The organism is Paenarthrobacter sp. A20 (assembly GCF_024168825.1).
Taxonomy (GTDB): Bacteria; Actinomycetota; Actinomycetes; order Actinomycetales; family Micrococcaceae; genus Arthrobacter.
Window position 1 is genome coordinate 3,544,261 of record NZ_JALJWH010000001.1, and the last position, 16,923, is coordinate 3,561,183.

At 62.2% G+C, this 16,923-nt stretch carries 12 protein-coding genes; 7 read left to right on the plus strand and 5 right to left on the minus strand.

The annotated features are described in order from the left end of the window. Window positions 1-15: 15 nt before the first annotated feature. On the minus strand, window positions 16-705 hold the full coding sequence (locus tag J3D46_RS16330) for a YigZ family protein (protein WP_231341753.1): 690 nt from the start codon (window positions 703-705) through the stop codon (window positions 16-18). Between the two features lie 22 nt (window positions 706-727). On the opposite strand from J3D46_RS16330, the gene coaE reads away from it, so the two are divergent. The 4 genes from coaE to J3D46_RS16350 all read left to right on the plus strand — a co-directional run bounded on the left by coaE (window position 728) and on the right by J3D46_RS16350 (window position 6,674). After that, window positions 728-1,966 carry a dephospho-CoA kinase gene (gene coaE, locus J3D46_RS16335; RefSeq protein WP_253468214.1) on the plus strand — a complete coding sequence of 413 codons (1,239 nt, stop codon included), beginning with the start codon at window positions 728-730 and terminating at the stop codon, window positions 1,964-1,966. Between the two features lie 29 nt (window positions 1,967-1,995). Next, the gene (gene uvrB / locus J3D46_RS16340; RefSeq protein WP_231341755.1) at window positions 1,996-4,095 is read left to right on the plus strand and encodes an excinuclease ABC subunit UvrB; all 2,100 of its coding nucleotides are present in this window, start codon (window positions 1,996-1,998) and stop codon (window positions 4,093-4,095) included. 168 nt (window positions 4,096-4,263) lie between these two features. Next, the gene (locus tag J3D46_RS16345; protein ID WP_231341756.1) at window positions 4,264-5,292 is read left to right on the plus strand and encodes a TerC family protein; all 1,029 of its coding nucleotides are present in this window, start codon (window positions 4,264-4,266) and stop codon (window positions 5,290-5,292) included. Between the two features lie 29 nt (window positions 5,293-5,321). Then, window positions 5,322-6,674, plus strand: a complete 1,353-nt coding sequence (locus J3D46_RS16350; RefSeq protein WP_253468215.1) for an MFS transporter — start codon at window positions 5,322-5,324, stop codon at window positions 6,672-6,674. Here J3D46_RS16350 and J3D46_RS16355 read toward each other — a convergent pair. Genes J3D46_RS16355 through J3D46_RS16370 form a run of 4 tightly spaced genes read right to left on the minus strand, consistent with a single transcriptional unit; the run spans window position 6,671 to window position 12,458 of the window. Further along, entirely contained in the window at window positions 6,671-8,020 is a 1,350-nt protein-coding gene (locus J3D46_RS16355) for an alpha/beta fold hydrolase (RefSeq protein ID WP_253468216.1), read from the minus strand. The genes J3D46_RS16350 and J3D46_RS16355 overlap by 4 nt on opposite strands. Beyond that, on the minus strand, window positions 7,998-8,510 hold the full coding sequence (locus J3D46_RS16360; protein WP_253468217.1) for a GNAT family N-acetyltransferase: 513 nt from the start codon (window positions 8,508-8,510) through the stop codon (window positions 7,998-8,000). The genes J3D46_RS16355 and J3D46_RS16360 overlap by 23 nt, the downstream gene beginning before the upstream one ends. A gap of 28 nt (window positions 8,511-8,538) precedes the next feature. Beyond that, window positions 8,539-9,912 carry a CoA transferase gene (locus tag J3D46_RS16365; protein WP_253468218.1) on the minus strand — a complete coding sequence of 458 codons (1,374 nt, stop codon included), beginning with the start codon at window positions 9,910-9,912 and terminating at the stop codon, window positions 8,539-8,541. Window positions 9,913-9,923: 11 nt separating this feature from the next. Beyond that, window positions 9,924-12,458, minus strand: coding sequence for an RNA helicase (locus J3D46_RS16370; RefSeq protein WP_253468219.1), 2,535 nt, complete (start codon window positions 12,456-12,458; stop codon window positions 9,924-9,926). Window positions 12,459-12,528: 70 nt separating this feature from the next. Between J3D46_RS16370 and J3D46_RS16375 the strand changes: the two genes are divergently transcribed. The 3 genes from J3D46_RS16375 (at window position 12,529) to uvrA (ending at window position 16,885) form a co-directional block, all read left to right on the plus strand. Further along, entirely contained in the window at window positions 12,529-13,308 is a 780-nt protein-coding gene (locus J3D46_RS16375) for a trans-aconitate 2-methyltransferase (RefSeq protein WP_253468220.1), read from the plus strand. 154 nt (window positions 13,309-13,462) lie between these two features. Then, window positions 13,463-13,843, plus strand: a complete 381-nt coding sequence (locus J3D46_RS16380; RefSeq protein WP_231341763.1) for a GntR family transcriptional regulator — start codon at window positions 13,463-13,465, stop codon at window positions 13,841-13,843. A 114-nt stretch (window positions 13,844-13,957) separates the two neighbouring features. Next, window positions 13,958-16,885 carry an excinuclease ABC subunit UvrA gene (gene uvrA / locus J3D46_RS16385; RefSeq protein WP_253468221.1) on the plus strand — a complete coding sequence of 976 codons (2,928 nt, stop codon included), beginning with the start codon at window positions 13,958-13,960 and terminating at the stop codon, window positions 16,883-16,885. Window positions 16,886-16,923: the final 38 nt, after the last annotated feature.

A 16,923-nucleotide genomic window follows, 5' to 3' on the forward strand; every position in this document is an offset into this window, starting at 1 on the left:
CTGCTCGTGGTGAAGTCAGCGGGGAAGATCCACCCATTCGGTTCCCTGTGGCCGCAACTCCAAATTCCCGGACGTCAGGGAAGCCAGACGGGCGTGCGCCTCGGAAATGGTTGCCGCATCGTCCGGAAGCGCAATACGGAGTGTGGCGTGCTTGGCTCCATAGCCGGTGTCCGCCATGACGTACCCGGTACTCCGAAGTTCGTTCTCCAGCCGGCCGGCGTCGGCGTGGGGAACGTCAATGGCACATATCCGCAGCCTCCGACGCTGAACCAGTGGAGCGAGATCCAAGGCAGAAGAGACTGATTCGGAGTAAGCGCGGACCAGTCCGCCCGCGCCCAGGAGAATCCCACCGAAATAGCGCACGACGACGGCACTCACGTCAGTGAGGTCCGTGACCCCGGGCATAGCTTCGCGTTTGATGAGGGCTTCGAGCATGGGGATGCCGGCGGTGCCGGACGGTTCGCCGTCGTCACTGGAGCGTTGGATCATGCGGTCCGGCCCGATGACGAACGCCGAGCAGTGGTGGCGGGCATCGTGGAATTCGCGCCGGAGCTCTGCCACCAGGGAACGGGCAGTTTCCTCGTCGGGGGACCGCCGAAGGACCGTGATGAAACGGGACCGGCGTATTTCCAGCTCATGGCGGAAGTCCGGACCGTCCGTCAATGTCGTATAGGTGGTCGCACGGCTGTCTTCCTCGTTTTCCACCGCTTCAGTCTAGTGTTGAGGAGTGCTGAAGATCGGGCTGACGGGCGGCATCGCCTCAGGGAAATCATTGGTGGCATCCAGGTTGCAGGAACTGGGTGCGCTCCTCATCGACGCGGACCTCATTGCCCGCCAAGTGGTGGAACCGGGTACACCCGGCCTCCGCCGTGTCGTGGAGGCGTTCGGTCCGGGCATCCTCGACGCAGACGGCAGACTGGATCGGCCCAAGCTGGGAGCCATCGTGTTCCAGGATCCATCCCAACGCGAATTGCTCAACAGCATCATTCATCCGCTGGTACGGGAGGCCGCCGCCACCATCATGGCAGGGGCCGCCGCCGGCGACATCGTCGTGCAGGACATCCCGCTCCTCGTCGAAACCGGCCAGGGCAGCAATTTCCACTTGGTGGTCGTTGTGGATGCCCCGGACGACGTGCGCATTGACCGTATGGTCGAATTCCGGGGGATGACTCCGGAAGACGCGCGGGCCCGCATGTCGGCGCAGGCCACTCGTGAACAACGTATTGCCGCTGCCGATGTAGTCCTGTTAAACGCGGGGGGCCGTGACGAGCTGCGGGCCGAAGTTGACGCCCTGTGGACTGGGAGGCTGTTGCCTTTCGCGGAAAACATCAGCCGGGGGACAAGGGCGGCTCGACACCTAGGCCCGGTCATCACCCCATGGACACCTGACTGGAACCGTCAGGCCGCTCGCCTCGGGGCACGTATTGCGGCTGTGGCACCCCAGGACATCCTGGCCGTGGACCATATCGGTTCCACGTCAGTACCCGGGCTGGCAGCAAAGGACGTTCTGGACCTCCAAGTAGCTGTCGCCGATCTTGGGGTGGCAGATCGACTCGCAGTCCAACTCGCCCAAGCCGGGTTCCCTGCAGTGCCGGGAGCCAACCAGGACACACCCAAACCCACCCAACCTGAGCCCGCACAGTGGCAGAAGCGGTTCCACGCCAACGCCGATCCTTGCCGGCCGGTGAACCTGCACGTGCGGGTCGCGGGATCACCGGGGTGGCGTTACGCGTTGCTCTTCCGCGACTGGCTGCGGTCCGAACCCACAGCCGTCACAACGTATGAAGCGCATAAGCGCGAAATCGCCGCAGCACATGTGGGCGACAACAGCAGCACGGGCTACGCGGATACCAAGGAGCCGTGGTTCACGGACGTTGCCTGGCCGCTCATGGAAGAGTGGGCCGACCGCACAGGCTGGCAGCCGCCGTCGTATATGTCTTCTGCCGAGGGCAAACGCGGACAGTAGCTGTCCGTGGCCGGGGGTAGATTTGTTCTATGAGCCTTGCCCAGGAAATCAACCGTGTCGTCGCGCCGTTCGAAGTGATCAGCGAATTCAAACCCGCCGGTGACCAGCCCACCGCAATCGCGGAACTGACGGAACGCATCAATAACGGGGAAAAGGACGTGGTCCTCCTCGGCGCCACTGGTACGGGAAAGAGTGCCACTACGGCCTGGCTTATTGAGCAAGTCCAGCGACCCACCCTGGTCATGGTTCAGAACAAGACCCTTGCCGCGCAATTGGCCAATGAATTTCGGGAACTGCTGCCAAACAATGCGGTGGAGTACTTCGTCTCGTACTACGACTACTACCAGCCCGAGGCGTACGTAGCCCAGACGGATACCTTTATTGAGAAGGATTCCTCCATCAACGAGGAAGTTGAACGCCTCCGGCACTCGGCGACCAACGCGTTGTTGACCCGCCGCGACGTCATCGTAGTGGCCACAGTCTCCTGTATCTACGGCCTGGGTACGCCGGAAGAGTACATTGCGGGCATGGTCACGCTGCGCAAGGGCGCGGAGATGAACCGCGACGATCTCCTCCGGAAATTCGTCTCCATGCAGTACGCCCGCAATGACATGGACTTCCACCGGGGCACATTCCGGGTCCGCGGCGACACCGTGGAGATCATCCCCATGTATGAAGAACTTGCCATCAGGATTGAGTTCTTCGGAGATGAAATCGAGAACATCCAGACCCTCCATCCTTTGACCGGAGAGGTCCTCCGCGACGAAGAAGAGATGTACGTGTTCCCGGCCTCGCACTACGTGGCCGGCCCGGAGCGGATGGCCCGTGCCATCAAGCGCATCGAGGACGAACTTGCCGACCGCCTGCAGGTCCTCGAAAGCCAGAACAAGCTGGTAGAGGCCCAGCGCCTTCGCATGCGCACCACGTACGACCTCGAAATGATGCAGCAGATGGGCTTCTGCAACGGAATCGAGAACTACTCCGTGCACATTGACGGCCGTAATCCCGGGACCGCTCCGCACTGCCTCATCGACTACTTCCCGGACGATTTCCTCCTGGTGGTGGATGAATCCCACGTCACCATCCCGCAGATTGGCGCCATGTATGAAGGCGACATGTCCCGTAAGCGGAACCTGGTGGACTTCGGCTTCCGCCTGCCATCAGCCATGGACAACCGACCGCTGAAGTGGGACGAATTCCTCGAACGCATCGGCCAGACGGTGTACTTGTCCGCAACGCCCGGTAAATACGAGCTTGGCAAGGCTGACGGCTACGTCCAGCAGATCATCCGTCCCACGGGCCTCATCGACCCCGAGGTAGTAGTCAAACCGACCAAGGGGCAGATTGATGACTTGCTGGGGGAGATCAGGACCCGCACAGAGAAGAACGAGCGCGTCCTCGTCACGACATTGACCAAGCGCATGGCCGAAGACCTTACTGACTACCTGGTGGGACACGGCGTCAAGGTGGAGTACTTGCACTCCGATGTCGACACCCTGAGGCGGGTGGAGCTGCTCCGTGAGCTGCGGATGGGCGTGTTTGATGTGCTTGTAGGCATCAACCTCCTCCGTGAAGGCCTCGACCTGCCTGAGGTTTCCCTCGTGAGCATCCTCGACGCTGACAAGGAAGGATTCCTGCGTTCATCCACCTCTCTGATCCAGACCATCGGCCGCGCAGCGCGTAACGTGTCGGGCCAGGTCCACATGTACGCGGACCGGATTACCGATTCCATGGCCCACGCCATTGAAGAAACCAACCGGCGCCGCGCCATCCAGGTGCAGTACAACACGGACCATGGCATTGATCCGCAGCCGTTGCGGAAGAAAATTGCTGATATCACGGACCAGTTGGCCAAGGAAGACGCAGACACCCAGGAGCTTCTCAACAACAACCGACTCGCCAAGGGTGGCAAACGCGGCAAGACCGCTGCCAAGGGTGCGGCAACGGTTCGGCAGGATGGCCTCGCCGCTGCTCCAGCCGAGGACTTGGTGGGCCTCATTGAGCAGCTGACCGAACAGATGCACGGGGCGGCTGCTGAACTGCAATTCGAAGTCGCGGCCCGCATCCGTGACGAAGTCAAGGAGTTGAAGCGCGAATTACGCCAGATGCAGTCCGCCGGGCACGCCTAAGGTAAGGTTGAGGTCACGTAGGGGAGTATCCCAAGCGCTACGTCCGTCAGCACGCAAGGCACAGATGCCTCGCCGGATCTAGCGGGCCGCCAATTTTTGCATTCACCGCACCCTGGCAGGCCGGAGAGACTTACACCGCTTTCCCGTACCCTGCGAAAGGCACCTTTAATGCAGCTTCCCGTCTGGTTTGAGATCGGCTCGTTTGTCGTTCTCGGAATCATCCTGCTGATCGACCTCCTGTTGGTCGTCAAGCGTCCCCATGAACCTTCCATGAAGGAAGCCGGCCTGTGGGTCAGCTTCTATGTAGGACTGGCACTGCTCTTTGCCGTAGCCATGTTCGCGTTCGCCGGCCCGGAATACGGCGGCCAGTTCGTCGCCGGCTGGGTCACTGAGTACAGCCTCAGCATCGACAACCTCTTTGTCTTCATCATCATCATGGCCCGCTTCTCGGTGCCCCGTAAGTACCAGCAGGAAGTGCTGATGGTGGGCATCATCATCGCCCTGATCCTCCGCGGTATCTTCATCGCCCTCGGCGCCGTCGTGATTGAACAGTTCAGCTGGGTCTTCTACATCTTCGGTGCGTTCCTCCTGTGGACTGCCTGGAAGCAGGCCAAGGACTCCGGCGAGGATGAAGAAGAGGGTGCCGAGAACCCGCTGATCGCCCGCCTTCGCAAGGTCCTGCCGATGTCCGAGAAGTTTGACGGCAACAAGATCCGCACCGTGGTGGAGGGCAAGAAGGTCTTCACGCCAATGCTGATTGTTTTCATCACCATCGGCTTGACGGACCTCCTGTTCGCGGTTGACTCCATCCCCGCGATCTTCGGCCTGACCCAGAGCGCCTTCATCGTCTTCACGGCGAACATTTTCGCGCTGATGGGCCTGCGCCAGTTGTACTTCCTCCTCGGTGGACTCATGACACGCCTGGTGTACCTGAAGCACGCACTGTCCGTGATTCTCGCCTTCATCGGCGTCAAGCTCGTCCTGCACGCCATGCACGTCAACGAACTTCCGTTCATCAACGGCGGCCACCACATCGAGTGGGCACCTGAGATTCCCACCTACGTGTCGCTGGCGGTCATTGTCGGAACCATCATCGTGGCAGTGGTTGCCAGCCTCCTGAGCCCGCAAGCACGGCAGGCCAAGCTGGATGCACGGCTTGAAGAAGATGCCAAAAAGAGCATGAGCGAGGCAGAGTAACTCTCCTCGGAAAGTTGTAGTCTCGTGAAGTGACTACCACTTCAACTACGGCGCTGGACCCACAACGGGTTCAGCGCCGTACTGTTTTCCTGCTCAGTTCCGCACAGCTGCTCAGCGGCGTTGGCAATGGAGCCACACTCTCCATCGGATCGTTGCTGGCTGTGGACCTGTCAGGTTCCGAAGCATGGGCAGGCTCCATCACCACCGTCCTGACACTCGCGGCGGCGATCGCCGCGCTGCCCTTGGCGCGCCTCGCGGAATCGAGGGGCCGCCGGGTAGGACTGGTGACAGGACTGGTCGCTGCGATGGTCGGGGCGCTCCTCATCATCGCGTCCGTGATGGGCCAGTCATTCGTCCTGCTCCTGCTTGGGGCGGCCTTCCTTGGCCTGGGCACGGCCGCGAATCTCCAGGCGAGGTTCGCCGCCGTCGACCTCGCTGAACCTGAGCACCGCGGGCGGTCACTGTCCACGGTCGTCTGGGCCATTACCATCGGTGCTGTCGCCGGTCCCAACCTGATCCAGCCAGGTGCAGTGGTGGGCGCAGCCCTTGGGCTGCCTCCTATCGCCGGACCGTTCGTATTCTCAGCAGCCGGGCTGTTTCTGGCTGCCGCCCTGCTGTTCGTGGGCCTGAGGCCCGACCCGCTGTTGTTGTCCCGGAGACTGGTGTCGGAGGCCGACGGCAACGGAGGTGCTGGAGCGCAGCCTGTGCGGGGAACCATCCGTTCCGGGCTGCGTGCCGTCCGCGCGTCGCCCCGGGCCTTGTTGGCCTTGGCCGCCGTGGTGGCGGCACACGGTGTCATGGTGGCAGTCATGTCCATGACGCCCCTGCACCTCCAACAACTCGTGGGCGGTTCCCACGAAGGGCATCATGGTGGGGCAACCGACAGCACGGACGCACTGGTGGTCATAGGCCTCACGATTTCGCTCCACATCGCAGGAATGTTTGCGCTTTCCCCACTGTGGGGCTGGCTGACCGATAAAGCAGGGCGCTTGCAAACCATCGCCATGGGGCACGGACTGCTGTTGGTGGCGGTGTTCATCGCCGGGTTTGGCCAGCGTGAGCCCGTGCTTGTTACCGCCGGACTGGTTCTCTTGGGCTTGGGTTGGTCTGCAGCAACCATCGCCGGATCGACCCTTTTGGCCGAAAGCGTTGCACCTGACGAACGCGTGACGGTGCAGGGCGTCTCGGACACGCTCATGGGTGGCGCCGGCGCAATCGGCGGCGCCACCTCGGGCTTGCTCCTGGCCTGGATCGGCTATCAAGGCCTCAACGTCGCTTCAAGCATCCTCGCCGCAGCCGTGTTGGCCCTGACAGCCGTCGCGGCAGTCCGCGGGAGATCGGCCGAGGCGCAGGACCGGACAACGGATAGTCCCGCGGTCTAGCGAGTTGAGCGGACCATCCTGAAAAGCCGGGCGAAGATGCCCTCGCCGTCTTCGCCAATGCCGTCATGGTGGAAGTCCGAGGTGACCCACGGCTGAAGGCCACGCACCGCTTCAGCCGTTTCGAGTGACAGATCGTGATCCACGTAGATGTCGTCCTTATACACGGCTGCGGCTACAGGCACTGTGTTGGCCGCCAATCGTGCGGGGTCGTACAACGGCTTCCAGTCCTTCCTGGCGGCCAGCAGTTCAGCTACGTCACGGAGGGGGACGAGTGCTGGGTCCTGTTCGAAGTACCACGGATAAACCATCTCGCCTGTCAGCAGTGGTTCCGCGGCATCGGGCCTGAACTCCGGATAGGTTTCCAACACGCGCCACGCGGCCCAGTTGGTTGCCTCATCCTGACCGTAGATGGACTCGTGCAGGACGGCGTACAAGGGATTGGCGGCACGGCTAACGAGCCCCCGCACTTGTTCGAGGAACGATTCCGACAGGCGTTCTCCGGACGGCGTGTCGATGAAGGCGTCCTCCAGGAGATAGTGGAGGGCATCCACGCGGGTGTTACCGCCCAGGAATGATCCCACCATCTGGAAGCGCTCAGTCGTTAGCCTTTCACCACTTGCCAGGAACTCAGGTTGCCGCTCCAGGTGACGGGCGATCCTTGTGACTTTCTCCCGGTCTTCGGGGTACCAGGAGAAGTATTCGGCATTCCGTGCGGCGACGCGGTGGAACGTCGCGTGATACACCCGGTCCGCCGGACCGTGGAGCGGGGCCAGCCCACCGGTGATGAGCACCTCGCGCAGCCCCTCCGGCGCGAATGACAGATAGGTCAACGCGCAGAAGCCACCGAAGCTCTGGCCGAGGACGGACCAGGGCCCTGAACCCAGGACTTTCCTTATGTATTCAGCGTCAGCCACGATGGAGTCGGCACGGAAGTGGGTCAGGTATTCGGCTTGGGCCGTGGTGTCGCCCCTGAGCCCCAGTGACTGCTGCTCGACGGGCGTGGACAACCCCGTTCCGCGTTGATCCAGCATGAGGATACGGAAATCTTTGGCAGCCGCCTTCATCCATCCGGACAGCGAGGTAACCCGGTTTCCCCGGCCGCCCGGACCGCCCTGCAAATACAAGAGCCACGGAAGCCTGCCGGCCTGCTCAGGCGTGTGCTCCGTGGAGGAGTACTCCCTGGCAAAGATCGTGATTGTCTCGCCGATGTTGCCGGATCCAGCAGCTGCGTGCACCAAGGGGACCGTGAAATAGTGTTCCGCAGTCCGTACCCCCCGGAATTCGTGGTGGGCGCGGATGCTGTGCGCTTCGTTGGGGTGCCGGTCAGCCACGGGCAAGGGCCTCATTGGCGTGGCCCGCCTTCGCGCCGAAGGCGTTAAGGGCGTCGCCGGTCAGACGGAAAGTGGACCATTCCTCCATCGGGAAGGCGCCAAGGTTCTTGTAGAAGTTGATGGAAGGTTCGTTCCAGTTCAGGACGCTCCACTCCACGCGGGCATAGCCATTCTCGACGGCGGTGGTGGCCAGATGCTGCAGCAGGGCCTTGCCATGGCCCTCGCCGCGAGCGTCGGGAATCACGTAGAGGTCTTCGAGGTAGATGCCGTGGACGCCTTCCCAGGTTGAGTAGTTCAGGAACCACAGGGCGAAGCCCTGCACTGTGCCCGCACTGTTTTCGGCCATAGTGGCGTAGACACGGGGATTCTCGCCGAAAAGTACTTCGGTAAGCATCTCCGGAGTGTTTTTGACAGCGTCCGGTTCCTTCTCGTAGATCGCAAGATCATGGATCATACGGAGGATGGCAGGGACGTCTTCTACAGTGGCTGGGCGGATTACACTCATGCCTTCGAGCTTACTAGGGGAGCCGCGCCTACTGCCGCCAGGCCAGTGCCGAGGTGCCGTACCGTGTGGGGGCCCTGCCATACCGAAGGGGAACAGCGTCAACCGTCAATGGAGGTCCGACAAACCGGAGGTGGCCGTAAGGACTCTCCATTTCGAGGTACTCCGGTTCCGGCAGTGAGCTCAGCGCGGACTGCTTGGGCGCCGGCAAACGGAACAGCTCCTCAGCTGTCCGAGCGAGGGAAAGCTGCGCTGTTCCGCCTCTGCCTGTCCTGAGCCGTTGAGCCAGCAAGGCCAGCGCGGCTGCTGCGAGACCGTACCCCGTTGCGTGGTCCAAAGCCTGGACAGGGAGCGCGCCCGGCTTCCAACCGTCGTCGTCATGCCGTCCGTACCGTTCAGCGATTCCGCAGGCTGCCTGCACCAGGCTGTCGAAACCGCGTCTGGCAGTCCACGGTCCGCTGCCCCACGCATTTAACGTCACCACCACAAGATCAGGCCGGGTGGCAAGCAGTTCTTCAGGGCCGAGGCCGAACCTGTCCAGGCCGCCGCGGCGGTATCCGGTCACCACGACGTCAGCTGACGCGAGCAGCTGCTGCACCACTGCCAGCACTTGGGCATTGCCCAGGTCGGCTTCCGCGCTGCGCTTGTCGAAACCGGAGTCGACGAAAGCATCGGTGAGCTCAGGAAGGCCCGGGGGATCGATACGGAGCACATCCGCACCCAAAGCACCAAGGAAGCGGGTGGCTGTTGGCCCCGCAATAACCCGCGTTAAGTCGAGGACCCGTAATCCTGCCAGGGGCTGAAACGGCTCCGCGGAGGGCACCCACGACGACGGCCGCGAAGGCTCCGCCTGGGCCGATGCAGGACGGATGAAGCTGATCCAAGGACCCGCGCTTGCCCCGCCGTGCATGGGTGACGAAAGCCACTCTTCCCGTGTGCGAACAGCCGCCGCAACACCTTTCCCGGCCGCGATGGCTTCCTCGGCTTCCGCCGACGTCATGGAAAGCAGGGCCCGGTCTACGTCATGGGGCGTGCTGGCCGCGAGCGTGTCCATCAACCGTGCGGCATGGTGCGGGTAATTGGCATGCAGGCGGATCCAGCCGTCCAGGGTCGGCCGGAATCCCGACATCCGGGCGAAACCTTGGGGCTTCATGCCCGAAATCCTGAGGTGCCCCAGGGAATCGAAGGAAGCAGCCGTTGGGCCTGACGCCACAGCATACCGACCGGCCGTACCTGTCAGGGCCTGGAGGGCCGTTGCTGCTGCCTGTACTGACCCGAGCGCGAGCCCTTCTACGTCCAGGGGGCCGCCCCACCATCGACGCGAACCCAAGCAGCCCGCCGGGAGTGCTGCACGAAGGGCTTCCAACCCCCGCAGGCTGTCGGTCAGGTCCGGGAAGGGTTCCACAGCGGCTGAACCTAGAGCCTGTTGACGTCTGTTACCCGGACCACCGCGGTGCCGGTCTCGTCTGATGCTGCCAGATCCACCTCGGCCGAGATTCCCCAGTCATGGTTGCTTGCGGGATCGTCGAAGATCTGCCGGACCTTCCACGTGCCGGTTTCCTCGGTGATGATCAGCAAACCGGGCCCGCGCGCGTCTGGACCTGTTCCAATGTCGTCGTGTTCATCGAAGTAGTCGTCCAAGACCTCTTCCCAACGTCCTGCGTCCCAGCCGGCTTCCCCGTCGAGTTCGCCAAGCGCCGCAGAGTCTTCATCAGCGAAGAGTTCAACCCTGCGGAACATCTCATTCCGGACCATCACGCGGAAGGCACGGATGTTGGCAGTCAGGAGCGGCGGCGGGGGCGGGGGAGCGTCGTGCTGCGTGGGGCCAAGCCCGGACGTGAGCTCTTCCCATTCGTCCAGAAGGCTGGAGTCAACTTGGCGGACCAGTTCCCCCAGCCACGCAATAAGGTCTTCAAGGTCTTCACGGAGCGAATCCTGGGGAACGGTCTGTCGCAGCGCACGGAACCCGTCAGCAAGATAACGCAGGACGATGCCCTCGGAGCGGGCCAAGCCATAGAACTGCACAAACTCGCCAAAGTTCATGGCGCGCTCATACATGTCCCGGATGATCGATTTTGGTGCGAGTTCGAAGTCGCCCACCCAAGGAGCCGCCTTGCGGTAGACCTCGAAGGCCTCGCCAAGAATCTCCGCCAAGGGCATCGGATAGGTGACTTCATCCAGCATGGCCATGCGCTGCTCATACTCGATGCCATCCGCCTTCATGGCGGCAACCGCCTCGCCGCGCGCCTTCTTTTGCTGCGCCGAAAGAATCTGGCGCGGCTTCTCAAGCGTCGATTCGATGACGGAAACAACGTCCAAGGCGTACGACGGCGACTCCGGATCGAGAAGTTCAAGCGCGGCGAGAGCGAAGGGCGAAAGGGGTTGGTTCAAGGCGAAGTTGGCCTGCAGATGTACCGTCAGTCGGACCGAGCGTCCCTCGGCTTCCTGTTCCTCTTCCGGGATCCGTTCCACCACTCCGGCGGCCAGCAGCTCGCGGTAGATACCCAGGGCCTTCTTCATGAGTTTCAATTGCGCGGGGCGGCTCTCATGGTTCTCGCTGAGCAGGCGCCGGGTTGCGTGGAAGGGATCGCCCGGGCGTTCCATGAGGTTGAGCAACATTGCGTGGGTCACGGTAAAGCTGGACGTCAGCGGATCAGGCACCGACTCGACCAGCCGCTTGAACGTTGGCTCGCCCCAGGACACGAATCCTTCCGGGGGCTTCTTCTTCACCACTTGGCGTAGTTTCTTTTGGTCATCGCCGAACTTGGCGGTGGCCTTGGCCATCGCCTTGGTGTTCTCCACCACGTGGTCCGGAGCCTGGACCACCACCGTGCCGGCGGTGTCGTAACCCGCTCGGCCGGCACGTCCGGCAATCTGGTGGAACTCACGTGAGTTAAGCGATCTGGTGCGTACGCCGTCGTACTTGCTCAAAGCGGTCAACAACACTGTCCGGATGGGCACGTTGATGCCTACCCCCAAAGTATCGGTGCCGCAGATGACTTTCAGGAGCCCGGCCTGGGCCAGTTGCTCCACCAGCCGGCGGTACTTGGGGAGCATCCCGGCGTGGTGCACGCCGATACCGTGGCGGACCAGCCTGTTGAGGGTTTTTCCGAAGCCGGCCGCGAACCGGAAACCAGCAATGAGCTCAGCGATGCGGTCCTTTTCGGCTCGGCTGCACATGTTGATGCTCATGAGGTTCTGGGCACGCTCAATGGCTTCTGCCTGGCTGAAGTGCACCACGTAGACGGGGACCTGCTTGGTGGAGAGCAACTCCTCCAACGTCTCGTGAACCGGCGTCAGGTGGTAGTAGTGGTGCAGCGGAATGGGGCGTTCCGCGGAGCTCACGGTGGTGGTGGTCCGACCCGTCAGCTCAGTCAGTCCGGATTCGAAGCGGGAGACGTCGCCCAAGGTGGCGGACATCAGGAGGAACTGTGCCTGGGGGAGTTCCAGGAGGGGCACCTGCCATGCCCAACCGCGTTGGGGGTCGGAATAGAAATGGAACTCGTCCATGACCACCGAACCGAGGTCCGCCGTCGACCCTTCGCGGAGGGCGATGTTGGCCAGGATTTCCGCCGTGCAGCAAATAATGGGGGCATCCTGGTTGACGCCGGAATCACCGGTAATCATGCCCACGTTCTCCGCGCCGAAAATGTCGCAGAGAGCAAAGAACTTTTCGGATACCAACGCCTTGATGGGCGCCGTGTAATAACTCCGCTGGCCGCGCGCCATGGCTTCGAAGTGGGCCGCGATGGCTACCAGTGATTTCCCTGAGCCCGTTGGCGTGGCGAGGATGACGTTGGCGCCGGAGGCGAGCTCCATGATCGCTTCGTCCTGGGCAGGGTACAGCTGCAGCCCGCGGCTCTCCGTCCACTCCACGAACCGTGTGTAGATTTCGTCCGGGTCCAGGGGATCGGCGGAGATGTTACCGGGAAGCTGTTCAAGAAGTTTCATTGGTTTCCAGCTTAGTGCCCGGACGGTTTAGGCTCTGCCCAGCAGTGGTGCCAGACGCGAGGAGGCTTTGATGAAGTGGGATCCGTCCAAGTATGTGGAGTTCGGCAACCATCGGGACCGCCCGTTCCATGACCTCGTCGGGAGGATCCAGGCCAGTGACCCACGGAATATTGTGGACCTCGGGTGCGGACCCGGGAACCTGACTGCGACCTTGACAGAGCGCTGGCCGGAAGCCCGGGTGGTGGGCATTGACTCGTCGGCGGAGATGCTGCTCAAAGCGGAGTCCCTTGCCGGGCAATCCAGCCACCTGGAATTCGAGCACGGCGACATCGCCACGTGGGTACCAGGTGCCGATACCGACGTCGTCGTCACAAACGCAGCCCTTCAATGGGTGCCGGGTCACCAGGACATGGTGGCGAAGTGGTTGCGCGCCCTCAAGCCCGGCGCCTGGTTTGCGCTGCAGGTCCCCGGCAATTTCACCTCCCCGTCACATACGCTGATGCGCGAACTCGCCGAGTCGCCCCGCTGGGCGTCGCGCTTGTCCGGCGTACTTCGGCACGATGGTGCTGTTGGTAGTCCGGCGGACTACTTGGGCGTGATGCTCGACGCCGGATGCGCGGCGGACGCTTGGGAGACCACCTACCAGCAGGTACTACCGGGCGAGGATCCGGTCCTTCAGTGGGTTCGAGGCACAGGACTTCGACCAGTGCTGGCAGCACTGTCCACAGCGGAGGCTACGGAGTTCGAGGAGCAATACTCCGCGTTGCTGCGCGAGGCCTATCCACCCTCCCGGCATGGAACAATTTTCCCTTTCCGGCGGATTTTTGCCGTTGCGCGAAAGAACGCATGACCGGCCCGGGCGCGTCCCTCCGCGTAGCAATGGCTTTAGTGCGCCGTGATGGCTTGTTCCGTACGGGCGTCGCTGGTCTAATTCTCGGCATGGACCAAGGACGCTTCGAACAACAGACGCCCCGGGTGACCGCGGCTCTCCGTTGGAGTGCTTCGTGACTCCGACAGGTGATTTTCCAGGCGCATGGCGCCCCAACACCAGCAGCGCGGTGGCGCTCTTCGAACAGTTACGGCTGCGGATCATTGAACTCGCCGACGCCGGAGTCCTGGCAGTCGGAGCAAAACTGCCTCCCGTGCGTAACCTGGCCGGAGTGCTGGACGTTGCCCCGCACACGGTGGCCCGGGCATACAAGGAGCTGGAAGCGGCAGGCGTGGTAGCCACCCGTGGGCGGAACGGCACCGTGGTCTGCGCCCGGGACGACCGCTGGGGAGCGCTGGCTGACGTCGCAGCACAATACGCGGCAGCAGCCAAGGCCCAAGGCGCTTCGTTCGCGGAGGCCGTGCAGCTTCTTGCTGCCGCTTACGACGCGGATTGATTTCGCGGAGGCCGTGCAGCTTCTTGCTGCCGCTTACGACGCGGATTGATACCGATCAGTAGCATGTGAGGAACGACATGGAAATTCGAAGAAGTTTTCGATTAGCATTGGTAAGTGCCCAAAGCCTTAGCTGAAGATACCGCCATCGAATCCCTGAACAGCATCCCTGTCGTTCCTGACACCAAGCCCGCGAGGCCAGACCTGTCGCGGCTGGTCGTCAAGGGCGCCCGGGAACACAACCTGCGCAATGTGGACCTGGACCTTCCCCGTGATGCCATGATCGTGTTCACCGGACTTTCGGGGTCCGGTAAGTCCTCCTTGGCTTTCGACACCATCTTTGCTGAAGGACAGCGCCGGTATGTGGAATCGCTGTCCGCCTATGCCCGCCAGTTCCTTGGCCAGGTGGATAAACCTGACGTCGACTTCATCGAAGGCTTGTCGCCCGCGGTGTCCATCGACCAGAAGTCCACCAGCAAGAACCCACGCTCAACGGTGGGCACCATCACCGAGATCTATGACTACATGCGTTTGCTCTGGGCCCGCGTGGGCCGCCCGCACTGTCCTGTGTGTGGAGAGCCGATCGCCCGTCAGACACCGCAGCAGATCGTCGACCAGCTTCTGGAACTGGAGACGGGCACGCGATTCCAGGTCCTGGCGCCGGTCGTGCGCGGCCGCAAGGGCGAGTTCGTTGACCTCTTCAAGGAACTGACCGCCAAGGGCTATTCCCGTGCCCGGGTCGATGGCGAGCTGGTTCAACTGAACGACCCTCCCAAGCTCGGCAAGCAGTTCAAACACACCATCGAAGTTGTTGTGGACCGCTTGGTGGTCAAGGAAGAGATCAGCCAGCGGCTCACTGATTCCGTAGAAACGGCGCTCGGCCTCGCCGAGGGCCGCGTACTGGTGGAGTTCGTCGACCTTGACGCCGAGGACCCCGGGCGCATCCGGGCTTTCTCGGAAAACCTGGCCTGCCCCAATGAGCACCCCTTGGCGATCGATGAGATCGAGCCCCGCTCGTTCTCCTTCAACAACCCGTTCGGCGCCTGCTCCGCCTGCAGCGGCATTGGTACGAAGCTCGAAGTGGATGAGGAACTGATCGTTCCCAATCCCGAATTGTCCCTGGGCGAGGGGGCCATTGCCCCGTGGTCCCTTGGCACGGCCACCACGGAATATTGGAACCGTCTCCTCGAGGGCCTGGCACACGAACTCGGCTTCTCCATGACTACCGCGTGGGAAAAGCTCCCCAAGGATGTCCGGAATACCGTACTGCACGGCAAGGACCACAAGGTTGTTGTCCAGTACAAGAACCGTTTCGGCCGGGAACGTAAGTACAGTACGGGCTTTGAAGGTGCCATCCAGTACGTCCACCGCAAGCACGGTGAAACGGATTCCGATTGGGCCCGTGACCGGTACGAAGAGTACATGCGTCAGATTCCCTGCCCTGAGTGCAACGGTGCCCGCCTCAACCCGGCGTCGCTGTCCGTGCTGATCAACGGCAAGTCGATCGCTGAAGTGGCGGCCCTTCCCATGCGTGAATGCGCCGGGTTCCTGGGCAGCTTGACCCTGACCAGCAGGGAAGCCCAAATCGCCAACCAGGTGCTGAAGGAGATCCAGGCCCGCCTGACCTTCCTCCTGGATGTCGGTTTGGAGTACCTCAACCTTGAGCGGCCGTCGGGTACCTTGTCCGGTGGCGAAGCCCAGCGTATCCGCCTGGCAACCCAGATCGGCTCCGGCCTGGTAGGTGTCCTGTACGTCCTGGATGAGCCTTCCATTGGTCTGCATCAGCGCGACAACCGGCGGCTCATCGAGACGCTGACCCGTCTCCGGGACCTGGGCAACACCCTGATCGTGGTGGAGCATGACGAAGACACCATCCACGAGGCCGACTGGGTAGTGGACATCGGACCTGGTGCCGGAGAGCACGGCGGCCAGGTAGTGCACTCGGGCACTTATAAGGAACTCCTGGAAAACACGGAGTCCCTTACCGGTGATTACCTTTCCGGCCGCCGCAAGATTGATATCCCCAAGAAGCGCCGCAAGTACGACAAGAAGCGTGAACTCAAGGTTGTCGGTGCCCGGGAGAACAACCTCAACAACGTTGATGCCACGTTCCCCTTGGGGCTGTTCACGGCGGTGACCGGGGTCAGTGGCTCCGGCAAATCCACCTTGGTGAATGAAATCCTCTACAAGGTCCTCGCCAACAAGCTCAACGGCGCCAAACAAGTCGCAGGGCGCCACCGGACCATCGCCGGGCTGGAGCACCTGGACAAGGTGGTCCATGTTGACCAAAGCCCTATTGGCCGTACCCCGAGGTCAAACCCGGCCACGTACACCGGCGTCTTTGACAACATCCGCAAGCTCTTCGCGGAGACCACCGAGGCCAAGGTTCGCGGATACCAGCCTGGTCGCTTCTCCTTTAACGTCAAGGGAGGGCGGTGCGAAGCATGCTCCGGCGACGGCACGTTGAAGATCGAGATGAACTTCCTGCCGGACGTCTATGTTCCCTGCGAGGTGTGCCACGGAGCCCGGTACAACCGGGAAACCCTCGAGGTCCACTACAAGGGCAAGACGATCGCGGATGTCCTCAACATGCCCATCGAGGAAGGGGCGGAATTCTTTGCCGCCTTCACGCCGATCGCGCGGCATTTGAATACCCTGGTGGACGTCGGCCTGGGCTACGTACGCCTGGGGCAGCCTGCAACCACGCTGTCAGGTGGCGAGGCACAGCGTGTGAAGCTGGCGGCCGAGTTGCAGAAGCGTTCCAACGGACGCAGCATCTACGTTCTTGACGAGCCCACAACCGGCCTGCATTTTGAGGACATCCGAAAGTTGCTCATGGTTCTTCAAGGCTTGGTGGACAAGGGCAACACGGTCATCACCATTGAGCACAACCTGGACGTCATCAAGTCGGCGGACTGGATTGTGGATCTTGGTCCCAACGGTGGTTCCGGTGGCGGAAAGATCGTGGCCACGGGAACGCCTGAACAAGTGGCCAAATCCACCGACAGCCACACGGCGACGTTCCTGGCCGAAATTCTCGGTTAGTCACCAGAAGTATTCCGGTAGCGGCATGCGAGTTTCAG

What these genes read in the sequence shown, in the direction of transcription:
- uvrB (WP_231341755.1), top strand. Translation starts at nt 1,996, where the DNA reads ATGAGCCTTGCCCAGGAAATCAACCGTGTCGTCGCGCCGTTCGAAGTG.
- J3D46_RS16345 (WP_231341756.1), top strand. Translation starts at nt 4,264, where the DNA reads ATGCAGCTTCCCGTCTGGTTTGAGATCGGCTCGTTTGTCGTTCTCGGA.
- J3D46_RS16355 (WP_253468216.1), bottom strand. Translation starts at nt 8,020, where the DNA reads ATGAGGCCCTTGCCCGTGGCTGACCGGCACCCCAACGAAGCGCACAGC.
- J3D46_RS16360 (WP_253468217.1), bottom strand. Translation starts at nt 8,510, where the DNA reads ATGAGTGTAATCCGCCCAGCCACTGTAGAAGACGTCCCTGCCATCCTC.
- J3D46_RS16370 (WP_253468219.1), bottom strand. Translation starts at nt 12,458, where the DNA reads ATGAAACTTCTTGAACAGCTTCCCGGTAACATCTCCGCCGATCCCCTG.
- J3D46_RS16375 (WP_253468220.1), top strand. Translation starts at nt 12,529, where the DNA reads ATGAAGTGGGATCCGTCCAAGTATGTGGAGTTCGGCAACCATCGGGAC.